Raw genomic sequence first — 17,623 nt, 5'->3', positions numbered from 1 at the left:
TTACGGGCGGGTCCCTGGTCGGCTTCAGCCCTGGGCGTCGAACACCACCTTCGGCCTCAGGCTGCCGGGTGGCTCGTGCAGGCCCAGGCCGAGCATCTGGCCGTCTGGAGCCAGCACCACCACCGGCCCCGCGGCGATGTCTGGATCCAAGCTCAGGCGCCGCCCGCAGCGCCAGTCCTCCAGCTCGGCTGCCGTGGTGATGCGCGTCGGGTGATCCTGGAGCGCCAGCTGGGGCGCGATCAGGGGCGGTGTCGCTGAGGTCGCGTCGAGGGGGAGAGGAGCCGCCTGGTCGATGCTGAAACCCAGGGCCTGCAGCCGCCGCAGGCGTGCCAGGCAGCCACCGCAGCCGAGTTGCTCGCCCAGATCTCTGGCCAGGGAGCGGATGTAGGTGCCAGCGGAACAGTGCACCTCCAGCGCCAGCTCGCCGGAGTCGGGATCCCAGTCCAGGAGCGTCAGGCGGTCGATGCGCACCTCGCGGGGGGGGAGGTCCATCGTTTCGCCACGCCTGGCGCGGGCGTGGGCCCGCACGCCATCCACATGCACCGCCGACACCTGGGGTGGCCGCTGCTGGATCGTGCCTCGGAAGGCATCCAGTCGCTGATTCAGATCAGCGTGGCTGAGTCGGGGCCAGGGACGCTCCTCCAGCAGGTCACCGTCGAGGTCATCGCTGCTGGTGCGCCGTCCAAGCTGAATCGAGCCCACGTAGGTCTTGGCGCCGGGCAGATAGGGAAGCAATCGGGTCGCCGGCCCGACGGCGAGCGGCAGGACGCCGGTCACGGCTGGATCCAGGGTGCCGCCGTGACCGACCCGGCGGGTGCCGAGACAGCGGCGTAGGCGGGCGACGCAGGCATGGGATGTCAGCCCCGACGGCTTGTCGATCACCACAAAGCCGATCGGATTGGCGCCCTCCCGATTCACTGGCCCTCACGCTCCATCCGCCCAAGACTGTGGCACTCAGCACCGCCGCGTAGGTTGCACCAACCTGATCGAAATCGGACATGCAGCAGGTCAGTCGGTCCGCCGCTCTCGATGTGGAGGCCTTTCTCGCTGATGGCTTTGACCTGCGCCGCCATCTCTCCCGCTTCCTCGATTGTTCCCTGACGGAGTTGGAGGCGCGCCTCCCGGTCGGAACGGACGATCTGGCCGCACTCCATCCCGGTGCGTTTCGGCCGGAGGACGCCACCGCGTTCTACGAAGACACGGTCGGGACCGGTCATCTGCTCGAGCTGGCGGCCTGGCATCTGACCAGCACCGACTACATCGCCGACACCTTGCGCCTGCAACAGCAGTTCGCCCGCGGCCATCTGCTCGATTTTGGTGGTGGGATTGGAACCCATGCCCTGGCCGCGGCAGCTCTGCCCCAGGTGGAGCATGTGTGGTTTGTGGATCTCAACCCCCACAACCGCCAATTCCTGCAGGCTCGTGCCGCAGCGCTGGGCCTGGAGCATCGCCTGTCGGTGCATCGCGACCTGGCCAGCTGTCGGGGGCAGCGCTTCGACACGCTGGTGTGTCTTGATGTGCTGGAGCACCTGCCCGACCCCTCCGCCCAGTTGCTGGAGTTCCATCGCTGCCTGGCTGCCGATGGCACGGCGTTGCTCAATTGGTATTTCTTCAAGGGTCACAACAGTGAGTACCCCTTTCATTTCGACGATCCTGCCCTGATCGACCAGTTCTTCCGCACCTTGCAGGCCCACTTCCTGGAACGCTTCCATCCCTGGCTGATCACCACCCGGGCTTACCGTCCGCTCTGATTGTCCTTTGAATTCAGCGCATGCCCCGGCAATCCGGCTCCAGTCGGCTCCTGTTGCGCCTGATTGTGATCAAGAAGGTGGTTCTGGCGCTGGTGTTGCTGCTGGTGAGTCTGGCGTCCCTGGTGGGGAGTCGCCAGTTTGATCAGCTCTCCCACTGGGCTGATGTCTGGGGACAGGCCAACCGTGAGTTGTTGGTGCAGGCTGCTGATCGTGCCGAGTTGCTCGGGCCGAGCCGTCTGGGGAGGTTGGCCGTGCTCAGCGGCGTGTATGCCGCCCTGATCCTCTTGGCGGCCTGGGCGACCTGGGTGGGGCGGCATTGGGGGGAATGGCTGCTGGTGGCGGTCTTCGTGATGGCTCTCCCGTTGGAAGTTGGCCATCTTCTCCATGAACAAAGCCCCAGAACCGTGTTGGTCCTGGGGCTCACCGTGTTGGGCTTGTTGCTGACGTTGCGTCAGGCCACCGGCGGTTTCAGCTGGCGCTCGCCACGCTGATGCGCTTGCGATTGCGCAGGCCGCGGCGGATGGTTTCGAAGGTGACCACACCATCGGTGAGGGCGAAGAGGGTGTCGTCCTTGCCCTGGCCCACGTTGAGGCCGGGAAGCACCGAGGTGCCGCGCTGACGGATCAGAATGGAGCCTGCGGTGACGGTTTCGCCGCCGTAGGCCTTCACGCCGAGGCGTTTGGCATTGGAATCGCGTCCGTTGCGCGTGGAGCCTGTGCCTTTCTTATGAGCCATGGGGTGAGAGAGCGGTGGGGTGGATGAGTCGGACTGACGATCAGCTGATGGCCTTGCCGCCCACGGAGATGGATTCGACCATCACCCGGGTGAGCTCCTGCCTGTGACCATTCTTGCGCCGGGTCTTCTTCTTCGGACGCATCTTGTAGACGATCACCTTGGGGCCGCGGCGATGGTCCATCACCTTCAAGGAGACGCTGGCGTCTTTCACGTAGGGCTGGCCCACGGTGGTGCCCTTGGAATCCTTCACCAGAAGCACGTTGTCCAGGGTCACGGTGTCATCAACCGCGGCCTGGAGCCGATCCAGGTCGTAATAACGGTTGGGTTGGAGCCAGAATTGCTGGCCGGAGGCCTCAACGATGGCGTAGGTGTCGGGATTCGGGTCTGCCATGGGCGGAGAAGGACGCAATCAGGCTCGGGATTCGATGGTTGTCACCCAGGGGTGTTGCTCGAAGCGCGATTCAGCCTGAGTCGCAATCGAAAGACAAACAAAGATCTTCACCTTTCGAGGCTCCCTCCGTCAAGATTCAGCGTATGGACCCCTGTTCTGCTGGATGACCGGCCCGGCCCTCACCATCGCGTTGCTGCTGAGGACGTCGCCATTGATCGAGACCTGTCGGCAGTGGTTGCCTGGCAACCGCTACACCCCGGTGGATCTGGGGCTGAACCGGGAGACCACGGATCTGCGCCAGGTTCTGGAGGGGCAGCGGGAGGCGGTGGATGCGGTGGTGATCGAGCAGTCCCTGCTCACGCCTGAGGTGCGCCAATCGCTTCTGGAAGCAGGTCTTCTTTTCCCCGCCGTTGTGGTGGGAGAGGTGATGGGCCATGTGGATTACCACCCGGAAGAGGTGCATCTGCCGGTGGATCAGCTCGAGCAGCTTGGTTACAACGTGGATGCGGCCATCTCCCGCTTTCTGCGGCACGGTCAGCGGGAGGACCGCCCCAGTGGGGGAACGGCGGTCGATGTGGAAGGGGGGGCGGCGGTCGAGGCGAGCGCCTGGCGACTCACCAGTCGGCTGCAGGAACGGCTCGGTTACCTCGGCGTCTTCTACAAGCGCGATCCCTCCCGCTTTCTCGCCCATCTGGCTGCCGATGACCAGGCCGAGTTGCTCAAGTCGTTGCAGCGCACCTATCGGGATCTCCTGCTGAGCTACTTCCGAGACCCGGCGGCTGCCAACCAGGCGCTCGAAAGCTTTGTGAACACTGCGTTCTTCGCTGATCTGCCGATCACGCGCGCCGTGGAGATTCACATGAACCTCATTGACGACTTCTGGAAGCAGCTCAGACTTGAAGGGCACAAGAACGATTTCCTGCAGGACTATCGCCTGGCCTTGCTGGACGTGATGGCACACCTCTGTGAGATGTATCGACGTTCGATTCCGCCGGATCTGTCCCTGTCCGCCTCGGTCGCTTCCCAGCCCGCCGGTGCGTCTGCCGTCACTGATCAGGAGTTGTCGTCATGAGTGCTCGCAAGACCTACATCCTCAAGCTCTACGTCGCCGGGAACACGCCTAACTCGATGCGTGCGCTCAAGACGCTGCGCAACATCCTCGAGACCGAGTTCCAGGGGGTGTACGCCCTCAAGGTGATCGATGTGCTCAAAAATCCCCAGCTGGCCGAGGAGGACAAGATTCTGGCCACGCCAACGCTCTCGAAGATCCTGCCGCCGCCGGTGCGGCGGATCATCGGAGACCTCTCCGATCGGGAACGGGTGCTGATCGGTCTTGATCTGCTCTACGACGAACTCTCTGACAATGGCCTGACCTCCTCGCTGATGGATGCGTTGGAGGACGCCGACACAGACAGCACAGATTCTTAAGCGCGGCTGTGCTGATCCGGAGGAACCGCTCAAATCTCCTTACCGTTGCAACAGAACGTCGGTGTCATGCAGATCTCCAGTTCCAGCAGCTCACCTCAGATGCAGGTGCAGAAGCTCCCGACCGGGATCGAGGGCTTTGATGATGTGTGCCAGGGCGGTCTGCCAATCGGGCGCAGCACCCTGATCAGCGGCACCTCCGGCACCGGTAAGACGGTGTTCTCCCTGCATTTCCTTCACAACGGCATTGCCCACTTCGACGAGCCGGGCATTTTCGTCACCTTTGAGGAGTCTCCGCTCGACATCCTGCGCAATGCGGCCAGTTTCGGCTGGAATCTCCAGGAGATGGTCGAGCAGGACAAGCTCTTTATTCTTGATGCTTCCCCCGACCCCGATGGCCAGGATGTGGCGGGCAGCTTTGATCTGTCTGGTCTGATCGAGCGCATCCACTACGCCATTCGCAAATACAAGGCCAAACGGGTGGCGATCGATTCGATCACCGCGGTGTTCCAGCAATACGACGCCGTTTTTGTGGTGCGTCGCGAAATCTTCCGACTGATTGCCCGGTTGAAGGAGATCGGTGTCACGACCGTGATGACCACCGAGAGAATCGATGAATATGGTCCGATCGCGCGCTACGGCGTGGAGGAATTCGTTTCCGACAATGTGGTGATTCTCCGCAATGTTCTCGAGGGAGAGCGCCGACGCCGCACCGTTGAGATCCTCAAGCTCCGCGGCACCACTCACATGAAGGGGGAGTTTCCCTTCACGATGGGAGCCCATGGCATCAGCATCTTCCCGCTCGGTGCCATGCGCCTCACCCAGCGCTCCTCGAATGTGCGCCTCAGTTCGGGAGTGCCCCGCCTCGATGAGATGTGCGGTGGTGGTTTCTTCAAGGATTCGATCATCCTGGCCACCGGTGCCACGGGGACCGGCAAAACCTTGCTGGTTTCGAAGTTCATTGAGGACGCCTGCCGTAATAAAGAGCGGGCCATTCTGTTTGCCTACGAGGAATCACGCGCCCAGCTCCTGCGAAATGCCACCAGCTGGGGGATCGACTTTGAGCAGATGGAGCAGGATGGCTTGCTCAAGATCATCTGTGCTTATCCGGAGTCGACAGGCCTGGAGGATCACCTTCAGATCATCAAGACGGAAATCAGCCAGTTCAAGCCGTCGCGGATGGCGATTGATTCCCTGTCTGCCCTGGCCAGGGGCGTCAGTCACAATGCCTTCCGCCAGTTTGTGATCGGTGTTACCGGTTATGCGAAGCAGGAAGAGATCGCCGGTTTCTTCACCAACACCTCCGAGGAGTTCATGGGGAGCCATTCGATCACCGACTCCCATATCTCCACCATCACCGACACGATCCTGCTGCTGCAGTATGTGGAGATCCGCGGTGAGATGGCTCGGGCCCTGAACGTCTTCAAGATGCGCGGCTCCTGGCACGACAAAGGCATCCGAGAATTCGTGATCACGGGCAATGGCCCCCAGATCAAGGATTCGTTCTCCAATTTCGAGCGAATCATCTCCGGTGTGCCCCACCGGGTCAGCACGGATGAACGCAGCGAGCTCTCCCGGATCGTGCGCGGAGTGACCGCCGACGACTGAGGGGGCTCAACCGCTCAGCTCCTGTTCCAACAGCTCCAGGTCCTGGCGTTTGCGTCGGTCCGACAGAAGCTGCAGTTCATCCTGATCCGACTGGGCGAGGGCCAGATCAAACCAGAAGGTGGTGCCGACCTCTGGTTCGCTGGCCATGTGGATCGTGCTGCCATGCTTTTCGACGATGCCTCGAACAATGGAAAGCCCCAGACCCGTTCCCACCTCGGTGTGCACCGCATTCTCGACGCGATAGAAACGATCGAAAATGCGTTGTTGATCCGCTTCGCTGATGCCGAAGCCGGTATCGGCCACTTCAATGCGCACCCTGGGCAGCGGTGAGATCAGGTCGCAATGGGGAGCGCTTTCCTCTTGCCGTGCTGCTGGCATCCAGCAGCTGTCGGGCCAGGTGTAGGCGCGCAGCATCAGCACACCTCCCTGGCGGCTGAACTTCAGGGCATTGCCCACCAGGTTGTCGAGCACCTGAAGCAGCAGATCCCAGTTGCCCAGGATCTCCGGCAGTTCGATCGGCACATCCAGCCTCAGGCTCACCTGCTTGTCGTCGGCATTGAGCTTGTAGTTCCTCAGGGTCTGCTCCAGGGCCGGTGTCAGCGCCATGGCTTCGAACTGCACCGGTCGGTTCGACTCCAGGCGTGAGAGGTCGAGCACATCGTTCACCAGTCGTGTGAGCCGATCGGTCTCGGCGTTGGCGACACCCAGAAATTCCTTGGTTTCCTCCTCGCTGAGCTGGTCGCCCATGTCGTGGAGCGTTTCCACGTAGCTCTTGATGTTGAACAGCGGTGTGCGCAGTTCATGGGAGACGTTGCTGATGAATCGGCTCTGGGCTGCGTTCAGTTCCACTTCCCGCGTCAGGTCCTGAATGGTGACCGCGATTCCCTTCAGGCTTTCGCCGCTGGCATCGCGCACCGACTGCAGCACGATCCGCAGGGTGCGGGATGGATCGTCGATGCTGCAGCGCAGGTCTTCGCTGTCGCTGATGCCGTTCAAGAGAGCATCGAGGGGAGCATGCAGTTCGATCGCCAGGAGGTGGGGCAGTTCATCGAGCAGCTCCTGGCTTTCAAGGTTGCGCCCCTCCCAGCGAAACAGCCGGCGGGCGGTGGGATTCGCCAGCACGATCCGTCCTTCGGCATCAAGCAGCACGGCGCCATCAGCCATCGTGGCGATCAGGGACGCTTGCTTCACCTGGGCGGCGGTGAGCTCCTCGATGTTGGCGGCGTCGTAGGCCTGCAGCTGGGCGGCCATGGCATTGAACCCATCCAGCAATTCCCCCAGTTCCCCACTGACTGGCAGGGCAATCCGTGTCTCGAAATCTCCGGAGGCGATCGAGCGGACGCCCCGCAGCAGTTCCTTCACCGGTCGCGTGATCGTGAGGGCGTTGAACACAGCCCCAAGGATCACCAGCACCCAGATCGAGATAAATACCGCCACCGTCACCTCGCGGGTGAGGGCGGCGCTGGCGAGAGCGGTTTCGTTGGGATTCACCCCCAGGGCAAGGATGCCCAGGTAACGCCCATCGCGTACGAGAGGCACGAACACATCGGTCACCTGGCCCTGGGGGGTGAGGTGCTGACGCACCAAGGGGTTCTGGGGGCGGTTGCGCAGACCCGCCGGCAGCTCAAGCCGTCGACTCAGGCGCAGGTCATTGGGCGTCTCCTGACCGCTGCCGCTGATCGGAATCCCCAAATACACGATGCCCTCGGGGTCGGCGAAGAAGATGTAACGCAGGCTGCGGCTCGATCGCCAGAAGGATTCGGTGACATTGGCCAGTTCGCGGTCGTGGCCCTCTGCCACCAACTCGCTCACATTCCCTGCCAGGAGCAGACCCAGATCCCTGGCGTAACGCGTGTCATTCATGACGGCGTCGCGCTGGATCCCGTTGAGGGCGAAGAAGGTGATGCCAGTCATCATCAGGCTCACCACCAGAGTCGCCACCGACAGCAGCTTCGTTTGAAGACTGAATTCGGCCCACCACAGCCGCAGCTTTCCCCACCAGCTCGTTGTGGTGGAAGCGGCGGGGGAGCCGGTTGCGGGTGCTGCTGATGCGCTGCTGGCCATCGCGCTGGGGCGCTCTGAGGCAGCCTAGGCCTGCCGCACCTGATGACCGATGTCCTGACGCAGCTGCATGCCCTCGAAGCGCACGTGCTCCAGGGAGCGGTACACGGCGGAGAAGGCCGCATCGAAGTCGTCAGCCTGGGCCGTCATCGTCAGGACCCGGCCGCCTGCGGTCAGAAGTTGACCATCGGCGGCCAAGCGCGTGCCCGCATGGAACAGCTGGCGCTGGTCTGACGAAGCCAGGTCCCCCTCGATCACATCGCCCTGGCGCGGCTGTTCCGGATAGCCCGCCGCCGCCGCCACCACGCCAACACTGCAGCGTTGCTGCACTGTCAAGGTCGGGGCGAGATCCAGCCGTCCCAGGGCACAGGCCTGCAGCACCCGCGCCAGTTCAGGCCCCATCAGCGGCATCAGGGTCTGACATTCGGGATCGCCGAAGCGGCAGTTGAATTCGATCACGCGCGGACCGTCGGCCGTGAGCATCAGCCCGGCGTAAAGCACCCCGCGATAGGCGATGCCCCGGGCCTGCAGGGCCGCAACCGTGGGCTCCAGAACCTGGCGACGCACCTGGTCCAGGCCTTTGGCATCCAGCAGGGGCGCAGGGGCGTAGGCCCCCATCCCACCGGTGTTCGGCCCCTGATCGCCATCCAGCAGGCGTTTGTGATCCTGGGCGGGCGGCAGAAGCACCAGCCGTTCGCCGTCACAGAGGGCGAACACAGACACCTCCGGCCCCTCCAGACGCTCTTCCAACACCAGGCGTTCGCCGGCGGAGCCAAAGCGACCATTGAAGGCATCCCGGATCGCCTCCTCCGTGGCCGCGATCGATTCCGCCACCGTCACCCCTTTGCCGGCGGCGAGGCCATCGGCTTTCACCACGAGGGGGCGCTGCAGCTGCGCCACCAGGGCCAGGCCCTCCTCGGCACTGGTGACGGTCCAGTGTCCGGCGGTGGGAATGCCGGCCTCAAGCATCAGCTGCTTCGCCCAGGCTTTGCTGGCCTCCAGCTGGGCGCCATCAGCCCCTGGTCCGAACACCGCCAGCCCCGCGGCCCGCAGCGTGTCGGCCAGTCCGGCCGCCAGAGGCGCTTCGGGGCCGATCACCACCAGATCGATCTGATGCTGATGGCACAGCGACAGCAGCCCGTCGGCATCGCTGGCCGCCGTGTCCAGTCGCTCGCCGAAAGGTCCGCCATTGCCCGGACTGATCCAGACCTTGTCGACAGCGGGGCAGCGTTCGAGTGCCCAGCAGAGGGCCTGTTCGCGGCCACCGTTCCCCACGACAAGCAACCGCGCCAGCGGTGGCAGGGGCTGGGGACAGGAGGGTGAGAGGGCCATGGCAGCGGGAACGATGGGGGAAGTCCCCTTAGGTTTGAGTGGTATCGCCGGGGCGTTCGCGTCGCAGGGCGAACGGTTTCCATCTTTGTTGACGGCCGCCCCATGGGGATCCATGCCCTGCCCCTGACGCTGTTGCTTGCGGTCCAGCCCCAGATGCAGGCCCATAGTCAGGCCCAGCCTTTGCCGATGGGCGAGGTGGCCTACCAGATGGCGTTGCTGGAGGGGGGCATCCCCGAGTTGCAACTGGCCTGTGCCGATGCGGCTCGTTTCAATCTCAAGCCACGCCTCCAGGAGTTGAGGGATCGTTTGATGCTGGTGGCCCCCGCGCCCCAGCCCTTTCCCGTGGTGATGGCCAACGCCAGGGCCCTGTTGACATGCAAGGCTCCCGCCAGTGCTCAGGTGGTGCTGAATCGCTTCGGGCCTGGGCCTCGTCAGCAGCGCCGGCAGTGGTTGTTGCTCGACTGGAGAGCCGCATCGGCAAGCCTCGACCATCGGCGCGCCGCCCTGGCGCTGCGGCGGCTGGCCAATGGCGATCTCGCCAGCCTGGACCAGGAACAGCTCGTAGTGGGTGTGTCGGAGGAGGGCGAACCGCTGACCCGTTCGGCCCTTGACCTGCTCGCGGACCATGAGGCTGCTTCCGGGCAGTTGGATCGCGCCGCTGCCGTTCTTCTGGCTGGACGAACTCCCGGGCTCGTGGCCGCACGCCGTTATGGGCGCGTGGCCGAATGGCTGCAGACCCTCGGTCAGCCCAGCAGTGACGATCTGCTCGAGGCGGCCTTGGATCAGGCGGCCGCCGACCAGGCCTGGTCAACGGCTGTCGATCTGCTGAGGTTGCAGTTGCGCCTGAATCTGCAGGCTGGGGGCGATGGGAGCAGGGCGCGGCAGCGTTTGGAACGGCTGTCGCGTCGGCTGGATGACCGCTACACCCTTCTGCAAGGTTCAGGTGCTGATCCTGATGCACTCGATCAACAGCTGCGATCGCCCCGACAGCCAGGTGGGCATGCTGTCCTGGGAGAATCAAGGCCTGCCGGTTTTCCGGTGATCGTCCCACCCCCTCGCCCATGAGCGTTTCCACCGGTCCCCTGCTCTACGAGGGAAAGGCCAAGCGTGTGTACGCCTCGGAGTACGACGACATCGTGCTTGTGGAATTCAAGGACGACGCCACCGCCTTCAATGCCCTCAAGCGGGAGCAACTGGACGACAAAGGGCGGCTGAACTGTCAGATCTCGGCTCGGTTGTTTGAGCTGTTGGAACGCTCCGGCATTCCGACGCACTACCAGGGCCTGGTTGGCGATACCTGGATGGCGGTGCAGCGGGTGGACGTCATTCCCCTTGAGGTGGTGCTACGCAACGTGGCCACAGGGTCGCTCTGTAAACAGACTCCGATCCAGGCTGGTACGGCGTTGAAACCGGCCCTGCTCGACCTCTATTACAAAGATGATGGCCTCGGAGATCCTCTGCTCACGGAATCCCGGCTCGAGTTGCTGCAGCTGGTGAGCCGGGAGCGACGTCAGGAAATGGAAACTCTGGCGAGGCGCGTGAATGCCGTGTTGGGGCCCTTCTTTCGGGATCTGGAGCTCCAACTGGTGGATTTCAAGCTGGAGCTGGGTTGCAATCGCAGCGGCGAGCTGCTCGTGGCGGATGAGATCAGCCCGGACACCTGCCGACTCTGGGACCTGGGCATCCTGGATCCACAGGACCGCATCCTTGACAAGGATCGCTTCCGCCAGGATCTGGGTGGGCTGATCGAGGCCTACGGGGAGGTCTACAAACGGGTCCAAGGGTGCTGCCCCAACCCCCGCAACTACAGGTAAGGTCTGCGGACGTTTGCGGCCGAATCGGCCGACCGCTGCCTTCTCCATGGTCAATTTCTCCTCAAGCCGGACCACGGACGCCGTTCGGCGGGGAGCTCTGGGTCTTGCTCTGGCCTTGCCCCTGATGGCCAGCCCAGCCCTGAGGGCCCAGGAGAATCCAGCAGAGCAGCAGCAGGAGCAGCCTCTGACCGAGACGGTGGAGGTTGAGGTGGAGCAGGTGGACGTGGAAAAAATTGAGGTGGAGGAGGTCCTCCCTTCCCAGCAGCAGCCCGCAGCCGAGCAGCAGCTGCCCCCTGAGCAACAGCCTGCGGTGCAGGAGCCCCTGGAGCAGGCGCCGGCCCAGCCTCGGGTGCTGATCAGTGAGGTGGTGATCGAAGGCATTGCCGGTCATCCGGAACAGGAGCGCCTCGAGCTGGCGGCCTACGACGCGATGACGGTGCGTCCGGGCAGTCGCGTCACCCGCGACCAGCTCAAAACCGATCTGGATGCGATCTACGCCACCGGCTGGTTTTCCGATGTCCGGATCGAGCCGATCAATGGCCCCCTGGGCGTGCAGCTGTTGGTGAAGGTGGTGCCCAACCCCGTGCTGACCCAGGTTGAGCTTGAACCCGACGACACCAAGATGCCGCCGGAGGTGGTTGAGCAGACGTTCAGTTCCGACTACGGCCGCACGCTCAACCTGAATGAGCTCCAGTTGCGGATGAAGGAGCTGCAGGGTTGGTATGCCAAGGAGGGCTACTCGCTGGCACGGGTCTCCGGGCCCAGTCGGGTCAGCCCCGAGGGTGTGGTGCAGCTCAAGGTGGTGATCGGCACTGTGGCCGGTGTGGAGGTGCAGTTCCTGAACAGGGAGGGCGAGAGCACCAACGACAAGGGTGAGCCGATCAAGGGCAAGACCAAGCCCTGGGTGGTGACACGGGAAATCTCGATCAAGCCCGGTGAACCGTTCAACCGCAATCAGCTGGAAGGTGACATCAAACGCCTTTACAGCACCTCGCTGTTCAGTGATGTGAAGGTGACCCTGAAGCCGGTGGCCGGTGAGCCTGGCACCGTCAACATCATTCTTGGCATTGTGGAGCAATCCACGGGCTCCCTCTCCGGTGGTCTCGGGTACAGCCAGAGTCAGGGTGTGTTCGGCCAGGTGCAGCTCCAGGACAGCAACCTGTTCGGGCGGGCCTGGAATCTGGCGCTCAACCTTACCTATGGCCAGTATGGCGGCCTGGCGAATTTCACCTTCACCGATCCCTGGATCAAAGGGGATAAATGGCGAACCTCCTTCCGCACCTCGTTGTTCCTGAGCCGGGAAGTTCCCCAGGTCTTCCAGAGTCAGAACAACGGCAGCATCGTCACGGTGGATGACTACGTCAACAACAACTCCACCTACGCCTACGAGATCAACACCGACAACAATCCCGCGGGGCGAAAGTTTGACAATGTTGCCAATGCCGACAAGCAATTCCCTGAATACAGCTGGTTTGACTTCGAGGGTGATTCCGTTGCTTTGCAGCGGGTCGGCGGCAATATTGTGTTTGCCCGGCCGCTCAACGGTGGTGATCCCTACAAGATCGTACCCTGGAATGTTTTGGCTGGATTGAACATCCAGAATGTGCGTCCGATCAATTTCGCTGGGGATTCGCGTCCCTACGGCGTTCCTAATGAAAATATCAACAATGATCGGATTCCGAATGATGAGATCATCTGTATTGCCTACAGCAGCAATTCCTCCGATTGCGCCACCGAAAATAATCTGGCCAGCGTGCGCTTCGCCGCCACCTACAACAAGCTGAACGATCCACGCAATCCCACCTCCGGTAATTTCCTCAGCCTGGGAACCGAGCAATTCGTTTCCGTGGGGGCCAATTCCCCCACCTTCAACCGCTTAAGGGCCAGTTACACCCAGTTCTTCCCTGTGAACTGGCTCAAGATCGCGAAGGGTTGTCGTCCCAAGCCCGGCGAGAAGGCCAATTGCCCCCAGGCGATTGGCATCCAGCTGAAGGCGGGCACCGTCATCGGTCAGCTTCCCCCCTACGAAGCCTTCTGCCTGGGCGGCTCCAATTCCGTGCGCGGTTGGTATGACTGCGATCTGGGTGTGGGCCGCAGCTTCGGTGAGGCCACGATTGAATACCGCTTCCCGATCATCAGCATTTTTGCCGGTGAACTCTTCGTGGATGCCGGCACGTCCTTCGGTTCCCAGGCGAATGTTCCCGGAAAGCCGGGTGAGCTCCTCGACAAACCGGGATCAGGCTTCTCCATCGGTACCGGTGTGATCGTTACCACCCCGGTCGGCCCCTTGCGCCTGGAGGTGGCCAGCCAGGACTTCACCGGTGACTGGCGTTTCAACCTGGGTGTGGGCTGGAAATTCTGATGGCCTCCTGGCCTGCCGATTACAACGACTCGTGGACCCTCGCCTCGCCTGTGAGGCGCACCGGGGTTGGCCTGCACAGCGGTGCTTCGGTGTCGGTGACGCTCAGGCCGTCCGAACGGGCTGGATATCACGTGCGTTGGGCCGAGGCCTCTGCCTCTAGTGAGCCTGTCAGCCTCAGCCCGGCCCAGGTGCGCGACAGCCAGCTCTGCACCACCCTGGATCTGGGGGAGCGGCGCCTGGCCACGGTGGAGCATCTACTGGCCGCACTGGCCGGCACAGGGCTGAGTCATGTGGAGTTGGAGGTGAGCGGACCGGAGGTCCCCCTACTGGATGGTTCTGCCCTCGGTTGGGTGGAGGCGATCGACGAGGCGGGCTTTGCTCCAGCAGCGACGTCACGCCGACCCGGCCCCAGGCTCACGGCCCCGATCACGCGTCATCGTGGCAGCAGTGTGATCACGGCCACTCCCGCCGAGCGTTTTCAGTTGGTCGGGGTGATCGACTTCCCCCAGGTGGCGATCGGGCGGCAGCAGTTGGCGATCACCCTGACGCCCGAACGCTTTGTGCGGGAGATTGCCCCAGCGCGCACCTTCGGCTTTCGCGACCAGGTGGATCAGCTGCGCGCTGCGGGGCTGATTCAGGGAGGCGCTCTCGACAACGCCCTGGTGTGTGATGGAGAGCACTGGCTCAACCCACCGCTGCGCTTCGTGGATGAACCGGTGCGCCATAAGCTCTTGGACCTGATCGGGGATCTGGCCCTGGTGGGGTTCCCCCAGGCACAGGTGCTCGTGTATCGGGGCTCCCACGGCCTGCACACCGATCTGGCTGCTGCCCTGGCAGATCTCTCTTCCTCCCCTCGCTGAACCGTTGACCACCCCCCCCTCCACGGCCACGCCCACCGAGCCTGTGCTCACGAGTGAGCAGATCATGGGCTTGTTGCCCCATCGCTATCCCTTCGCCCTAGTCGATCGGGTTCTGGAGCATGAGCCGGGAGTGCGGGCAGTGGCCATCAAGAATGTGACCCTGAACGAGCCGCAGTTTCAGGGTCATTTCCCCGATCGTCCCTTGATGCCCGGGGTGCTGATCGTGGAGGCGATGGCCCAGGTGGGCGGACTGATCGTCACCCAGATGCCCGACCTCCCCAAGGGACTGTTCGTGTTTGCAGGCATTGATGGAGTCCGTTTTCGGCGACCTGTGGTGCCCGGCGATCAGCTGCGAATCTGCTGCGAGCTGCTCAGTCTGAAGCGGCAGCGCTTCGGCAAAGTGAAAGCGGAAGCCTCGGTGGAGGGTCAGCTCGTCTGCTCCGGTGAGCTGATGTTCTCCCTGGTGGACTGAGCGTCATGCCGGAGACCCCTTCCCCATCGGTCATCAGCGAGGATTCGGCGGTGCAGATCCATCCTCTGGCTGTTGTGGACCCCAGGGCCGAGCTGGCCGAAGGGGTTGTGATCGGACCTGGCGCCGTGGTCGGTCCTGGCGTGCGGATCGGTGCCAACTCCTGGATCGGTCCCCATGTCGTGCTCGATGGCCGTCTGACCATCGGTAGCTCGAATCGCATCTTCCCAGGTGCCTGTCTTGGCCAGGAACCTCAGGATCTGAAGTATCGCGGTGCCCCGACGGAGGTAGTGATCGGCGATCACAACACCATCCGTGAATGCGTCACCATCAATCGCGCCACCGATGAGGGGGAAGTCACCCGAATTGGCGACCACAACTTGTTGATGGCCTACTGCCATCTCGGTCACAACTGTCTGCTCGGCAATGGGATCATCATGTCCAACGGCATCCAGGTGGCCGGCCATGTGGAGATTGAAGATCGTGCCGTGATTGGTGGCTGTCTCGGCATTCATCAGTTTGTGCACATCGGCGGCTTGGCGATGGTCGGCGGCATGACCCGGGTGGATCGGGATGTGCCGCCTTACTGCCTGGTGGAAGGGCACCCCGGTCGGGTTCGGGGACTGAATCGGGTGGGGCTGCGGCGCCGTGGCCTGGATCAGAGCAATGGAGGGGAGGAGCTGCGTCAGCTTCAGGACATCTGGACCCTGATTTATCGCTCTGATCTGGTGATCGCCGAAAGCCTCCGTCAGGCGCGCCAGACGGCTCTTCTGCCGGCTGCAGACCATCTCTGCAGCTTCCTGGAGGCTTCCATCACCAAGGGGCGTCGTGGCCCGATGCCCGCTGCCGGCGGTCGCTGATGGTCCGCATCCTGATCAGCACCGGCGAGGTGTCCGGTGATCTGCAGGGGAGCCTTCTCATCGAAGCCCTCCATCGTCAGGCGAAGCGGCTCGGCCTTGCGCTGGACGTGCTTGCCCTCGGTGGTGAACGCATGCGTGAGGCTGGCGCTGAGTTGCTCGCCGACACGGCGCCGATGGGGGCGATCGGCCTGTGGGAGGCACTGCCCCTGGTGGTGCCCACCCTGCGGCTTCAGGCCCGGGTCAATCAGCTGCTGAGGTCTCGACCGCCTGATGTGGTGGTGCTGATCGACTACATGGGGGCGAACGTGCGCCTGGGCCGCGATCTGCGGCGGCGTCTGCCCCATGTGCCGATCACGTATTACATCGCCCCGCAGGAATGGGCCTGGCGCATGGGCGATGGCGGCACCACGCGTCTGCTGCGTTTCACCGATCGCATCCTGGCGATCTTTCCTGCTGAAGCGGAGTTTTATGCCGCCCGCGGTGCCGAGGTCACCTGGGTGGGCCATCCGCTCCTCGATCTGGCGGCCCATCGCCCTTCCCGTTCGGAAGCTCGCCGCACCCTGGCGCTCCCCGCCGAGGCTCCCCTGCTGTTGCTGCTGCCCGCCTCCAGGCCCCAGGAGCTGCGCTATTTGATGCCGGTTCTGGTGGATGCCGCTGCCCGGTTGCAGGCTGCCGATCCAGCCCTTGAAGTGATGGTGCCCGCCGGGCTTGCGGCCTTTGAAGAGTCGCTGCGCCAGGCTCTGCAGGAGGCCGGCGTGCGGGGGCGCGTCATCGCAGCCGCCGACGCCGACCGTCTCAAGCCCAGCCTCTTCGCCGCCGCGGATCTGGCCCTGGGGAAATCGGGAACGATCAACCTGGAGTTGGCCCTGCATGGGGTCCCCCAGGTGGTGGGGTACCGGGTGAGCCGACTCACGGCCTTGGTGGCTCGCCATCTGCTGCGCTTTCAGGTGGACCACATTTCCCCGGTCAACCTGCTGCTGGGGGAGCGGTTGGTGCCCGAACTGCTCCAGGATGCGTTCACGGCCGAAGCGCTGGTGCGCGAGGCCCAGCCGCTCCTGGGTGACCGTTCCTGTCGCGATCACATGCTGGCCGGCTATGCCAGGCTCAGCGCCACCCTCGGCAGCCCCGGTGTCACCGATCGAGCCGCCGTCGCCATCCTCGAGTCGGTGCAGCCATGCTCTCGATGACACGTCGCCATTGGCTGCGAGGCCTTGCCCTCGGTCTGCTGCTGCTGCTCAGCCTGCAGGGGACTCCCGCTGTCGCCGCATCCGTGCAAGAGGCGGTGTTTGCCGGTGGATGCTTCTGGTGTCTGGAGCATGACCTTGAAGAGCTCCCCGGCGTTCTCTCTGCTGAAAGTGGCTACAGCGGTGGCCATGTGCTCCGGCCGACTTACCAGCAGGTGAGCGGTGAACGCACGGGGCATCAGGAGGCGGTGCGCGTCCGTTTTGACCCGGAGAGGATCAGCTATGCCACCTTGTTGCGTCACTACTGGCGCAATGTGGACCCCCTCGATGGCGGCGGTCAGTTCTGCGATCGCGGCGATTCCTATCGCCCCGTGATCTTCACCGAAGGCGCCCAGCAGGCAGCCAAGGCTAAGGCCAGTGTCGCTGCTGCTGCAAAAGAACTCAAGCTGCCCTCCGATCGGCTCAAGGTGCAGGTCCGCTCAGCTGTGCGCTTCTGGCCAGCTGAAACGTATCACCAGAATTACGCGGAGCGGCATCCCCTGCGTTACCGCTATTACCGATTCAGCTGCGGGCGCGATCAACGGCTGGACGCGGTCTGGGGTGAGCGGGCACGGCGCGGCGATTCCTGGCGTTGAGGATCTGAAATAGAAGGAAAATCTAAAGGCGGCTGGGAGCCTTGGCTCAGCCACTTCTCAGTGAAGGTGCGGGTTTTCCCCCATTCACAAGCTCAATCACCCTGCTTACCATCTGACGGTGATTTGGGGGGAGGAT

At 63.4% G+C, this 17,623-nt stretch carries 18 protein-coding genes; 13 read left to right on the top strand and 5 right to left on the bottom strand.

The window, feature by feature from the left end:
* Nucleotides 1–24: 24 nt before the first annotated feature.
* A complete protein-coding gene (gene truB, locus SynRS9909_RS10930) occupies nt 25–918 on the bottom strand; it encodes a tRNA pseudouridine(55) synthase TruB (RefSeq protein WP_007101683.1) in 894 nt (297 codons plus the stop codon).
* An 80-nt stretch (nt 919–998) separates the two neighbouring features.
* Here truB and SynRS9909_RS10925 point away from each other — a divergent pair, with 80 nt between their 5' ends.
* Nucleotides 999–1,751 carry a bifunctional 2-polyprenyl-6-hydroxyphenol methylase/3-demethylubiquinol 3-O-methyltransferase UbiG gene (locus tag SynRS9909_RS10925; protein ID WP_007101684.1) on the top strand — a complete coding sequence of 251 codons (753 nt, stop codon included), beginning with the start codon at nt 999–1,001 and terminating at the stop codon, nt 1,749–1,751.
* Between the two features lie 20 nt (nt 1,752–1,771).
* Nucleotides 1,772–2,242 (top strand): DUF2127 domain-containing protein, encoded by a 471-nt coding sequence (locus SynRS9909_RS10920; RefSeq protein WP_007101685.1) that lies wholly within the window; start codon nt 1,772–1,774, stop codon nt 2,240–2,242.
* Here the strand turns inward: SynRS9909_RS10920 and rpmA are convergent.
* On the bottom strand, nt 2,220–2,486 hold the full coding sequence (gene rpmA / locus SynRS9909_RS10915; protein WP_007101686.1) for a 50S ribosomal protein L27: 267 nt from the start codon (nt 2,484–2,486) through the stop codon (nt 2,220–2,222). The genes SynRS9909_RS10920 and rpmA overlap by 23 nt on opposite strands.
* 40 nt (nt 2,487–2,526) lie before the next feature.
* The gene (rplU, locus tag SynRS9909_RS10910; RefSeq protein WP_007101687.1) at nt 2,527–2,877 is read right to left on the bottom strand and encodes a 50S ribosomal protein L21; all 351 of its coding nucleotides are present in this window, start codon (nt 2,875–2,877) and stop codon (nt 2,527–2,529) included.
* A gap of 163 nt (nt 2,878–3,040) precedes the next feature.
* Here rplU and SynRS9909_RS10905 point away from each other — a divergent pair, with 163 nt between their 5' ends.
* The 3 genes from SynRS9909_RS10905 to kaiC all read left to right on the top strand — a co-directional run bounded on the left by SynRS9909_RS10905 (nt 3,041) and on the right by kaiC (nt 5,910).
* Nucleotides 3,041–3,949 carry a circadian clock protein KaiA gene (locus SynRS9909_RS10905; protein ID WP_007101688.1) on the top strand — a complete coding sequence of 303 codons (909 nt, stop codon included), beginning with the start codon at nt 3,041–3,043 and terminating at the stop codon, nt 3,947–3,949.
* Nucleotides 3,946–4,305, top strand: a complete 360-nt coding sequence (gene kaiB, locus SynRS9909_RS10900; protein ID WP_007101689.1) for a circadian clock protein KaiB — start codon at nt 3,946–3,948, stop codon at nt 4,303–4,305. The genes SynRS9909_RS10905 and kaiB overlap by 4 nt, the downstream gene beginning before the upstream one ends.
* A gap of 66 nt (nt 4,306–4,371) precedes the next feature.
* Nucleotides 4,372–5,910, top strand: a complete 1,539-nt coding sequence (gene kaiC, locus SynRS9909_RS10895) for a circadian clock protein KaiC (RefSeq protein WP_038001870.1) — start codon at nt 4,372–4,374, stop codon at nt 5,908–5,910.
* A gap of 6 nt (nt 5,911–5,916) precedes the next feature.
* Here the strand turns inward: kaiC and SynRS9909_RS10890 are convergent, their stop codons facing one another.
* Together SynRS9909_RS10890 and purD are read right to left on the bottom strand one after the other, a co-directional pair.
* Entirely contained in the window at nt 5,917–7,974 is a 2,058-nt protein-coding gene (locus SynRS9909_RS10890; RefSeq protein WP_007101691.1) for an ATP-binding protein, read from the bottom strand.
* A 24-nt stretch (nt 7,975–7,998) separates the two neighbouring features.
* The gene (purD, locus tag SynRS9909_RS10885; RefSeq protein ID WP_007101692.1) at nt 7,999–9,303 is read right to left on the bottom strand and encodes a phosphoribosylamine--glycine ligase; all 1,305 of its coding nucleotides are present in this window, start codon (nt 9,301–9,303) and stop codon (nt 7,999–8,001) included.
* A 102-nt stretch (nt 9,304–9,405) separates the two neighbouring features.
* Here purD and SynRS9909_RS10880 point away from each other — a divergent pair, with 102 nt between their 5' ends.
* From SynRS9909_RS10880 to msrA, 8 genes are all read left to right on the top strand, one after another.
* Nucleotides 9,406–10,368, top strand: coding sequence for a hypothetical protein (locus tag SynRS9909_RS10880; RefSeq protein ID WP_007101693.1), 963 nt, complete (start codon nt 9,406–9,408; stop codon nt 10,366–10,368).
* Nucleotides 10,365–11,117, top strand: coding sequence for a phosphoribosylaminoimidazolesuccinocarboxamide synthase (gene purC / locus SynRS9909_RS10875; RefSeq protein WP_007101694.1), 753 nt, complete (start codon nt 10,365–10,367; stop codon nt 11,115–11,117). The genes SynRS9909_RS10880 and purC overlap by 4 nt, the downstream gene beginning before the upstream one ends.
* Before the next feature lie 46 nt (nt 11,118–11,163).
* Complete coding sequence (locus SynRS9909_RS10870) at nt 11,164–13,479, top strand: BamA/TamA family outer membrane protein (protein ID WP_007101695.1); 2,316 nt, start codon at nt 11,164–11,166, stop codon at nt 13,477–13,479.
* The gene (lpxC, locus tag SynRS9909_RS10865; protein WP_007101696.1) at nt 13,479–14,339 is read left to right on the top strand and encodes a UDP-3-O-acyl-N-acetylglucosamine deacetylase; all 861 of its coding nucleotides are present in this window, start codon (nt 13,479–13,481) and stop codon (nt 14,337–14,339) included. Before SynRS9909_RS10870 ends, lpxC begins: the two co-directional genes overlap by 1 nt.
* Before the next feature lie 64 nt (nt 14,340–14,403).
* Nucleotides 14,404–14,811, top strand: a complete 408-nt coding sequence (gene fabZ, locus SynRS9909_RS10860) for a 3-hydroxyacyl-ACP dehydratase FabZ (protein ID WP_174719553.1) — start codon at nt 14,404–14,406, stop codon at nt 14,809–14,811.
* Between the two features lie 5 nt (nt 14,812–14,816).
* Entirely contained in the window at nt 14,817–15,668 is an 852-nt protein-coding gene (gene lpxA, locus SynRS9909_RS10855; RefSeq protein ID WP_007101698.1) for an acyl-ACP--UDP-N-acetylglucosamine O-acyltransferase, read from the top strand.
* On the top strand, nt 15,668–16,855 hold the full coding sequence (lpxB, locus tag SynRS9909_RS10850; RefSeq protein ID WP_007101699.1) for a lipid-A-disaccharide synthase: 1,188 nt from the start codon (nt 15,668–15,670) through the stop codon (nt 16,853–16,855). The genes lpxA and lpxB overlap by 1 nt, the downstream gene beginning before the upstream one ends.
* Nucleotides 16,852–17,487 carry a peptide-methionine (S)-S-oxide reductase MsrA gene (gene msrA / locus SynRS9909_RS10845; RefSeq protein ID WP_007101700.1) on the top strand — a complete coding sequence of 212 codons (636 nt, stop codon included), beginning with the start codon at nt 16,852–16,854 and terminating at the stop codon, nt 17,485–17,487. The genes lpxB and msrA overlap by 4 nt, the downstream gene beginning before the upstream one ends.
* Nucleotides 17,488–17,623 lie beyond the last annotated feature (136 nt).

The sequence above is a fragment of the Synechococcus sp. RS9909 genome (assembly GCF_014279595.1).
Taxonomy (GTDB): Bacteria; Cyanobacteriota; Cyanobacteriia; order PCC-6307; family Cyanobiaceae; genus Synechococcus_C.
This window is presented reverse-complemented; position numbering and strand designations above follow the sequence as displayed.

Excerpts from the sequence above, each read along its gene's own strand:
- rplU (WP_007101687.1), bottom strand. The coding sequence starts at position 2,877 with ATGGCAGACCCGAATCCCGACACCTACGCCATCGTTGAGGCCTCCGGC.
- lpxC (WP_007101696.1), top strand. The coding sequence starts at position 13,479 with ATGGCCTCCTGGCCTGCCGATTACAACGACTCGTGGACCCTCGCCTCG.
- SynRS9909_RS10870 (WP_007101695.1), top strand. The coding sequence starts at position 11,164 with ATGGTCAATTTCTCCTCAAGCCGGACCACGGACGCCGTTCGGCGGGGA.
- lpxB (WP_007101699.1), top strand. The coding sequence starts at position 15,668 with ATGGTCCGCATCCTGATCAGCACCGGCGAGGTGTCCGGTGATCTGCAG.
- purC (WP_007101694.1), top strand. The coding sequence starts at position 10,365 with ATGAGCGTTTCCACCGGTCCCCTGCTCTACGAGGGAAAGGCCAAGCGT.
- purD (WP_007101692.1), bottom strand. The coding sequence starts at position 9,303 with ATGGCCCTCTCACCCTCCTGTCCCCAGCCCCTGCCACCGCTGGCGCGG.
- rpmA (WP_007101686.1), bottom strand. The coding sequence starts at position 2,486 with ATGGCTCATAAGAAAGGCACAGGCTCCACGCGCAACGGACGCGATTCC.
- SynRS9909_RS10925 (WP_007101684.1), top strand. The coding sequence starts at position 999 with ATGCAGCAGGTCAGTCGGTCCGCCGCTCTCGATGTGGAGGCCTTTCTC.
- fabZ (WP_174719553.1), top strand. The coding sequence starts at position 14,404 with ATGGGCTTGTTGCCCCATCGCTATCCCTTCGCCCTAGTCGATCGGGTT.
- SynRS9909_RS10905 (WP_007101688.1), top strand. The coding sequence starts at position 3,041 with ATGACCGGCCCGGCCCTCACCATCGCGTTGCTGCTGAGGACGTCGCCA.
- SynRS9909_RS10890 (WP_007101691.1), bottom strand. The coding sequence starts at position 7,974 with ATGGCCAGCAGCGCATCAGCAGCACCCGCAACCGGCTCCCCCGCCGCT.
- SynRS9909_RS10880 (WP_007101693.1), top strand. The coding sequence starts at position 9,406 with ATGGGGATCCATGCCCTGCCCCTGACGCTGTTGCTTGCGGTCCAGCCC.
- kaiB (WP_007101689.1), top strand. The coding sequence starts at position 3,946 with ATGAGTGCTCGCAAGACCTACATCCTCAAGCTCTACGTCGCCGGGAAC.
- kaiC (WP_038001870.1), top strand. The coding sequence starts at position 4,372 with ATGCAGATCTCCAGTTCCAGCAGCTCACCTCAGATGCAGGTGCAGAAG.
- SynRS9909_RS10920 (WP_007101685.1), top strand. The coding sequence starts at position 1,772 with ATGCCCCGGCAATCCGGCTCCAGTCGGCTCCTGTTGCGCCTGATTGTG.
- msrA (WP_007101700.1), top strand. The coding sequence starts at position 16,852 with ATGACACGTCGCCATTGGCTGCGAGGCCTTGCCCTCGGTCTGCTGCTG.
- lpxA (WP_007101698.1), top strand. The coding sequence starts at position 14,817 with ATGCCGGAGACCCCTTCCCCATCGGTCATCAGCGAGGATTCGGCGGTG.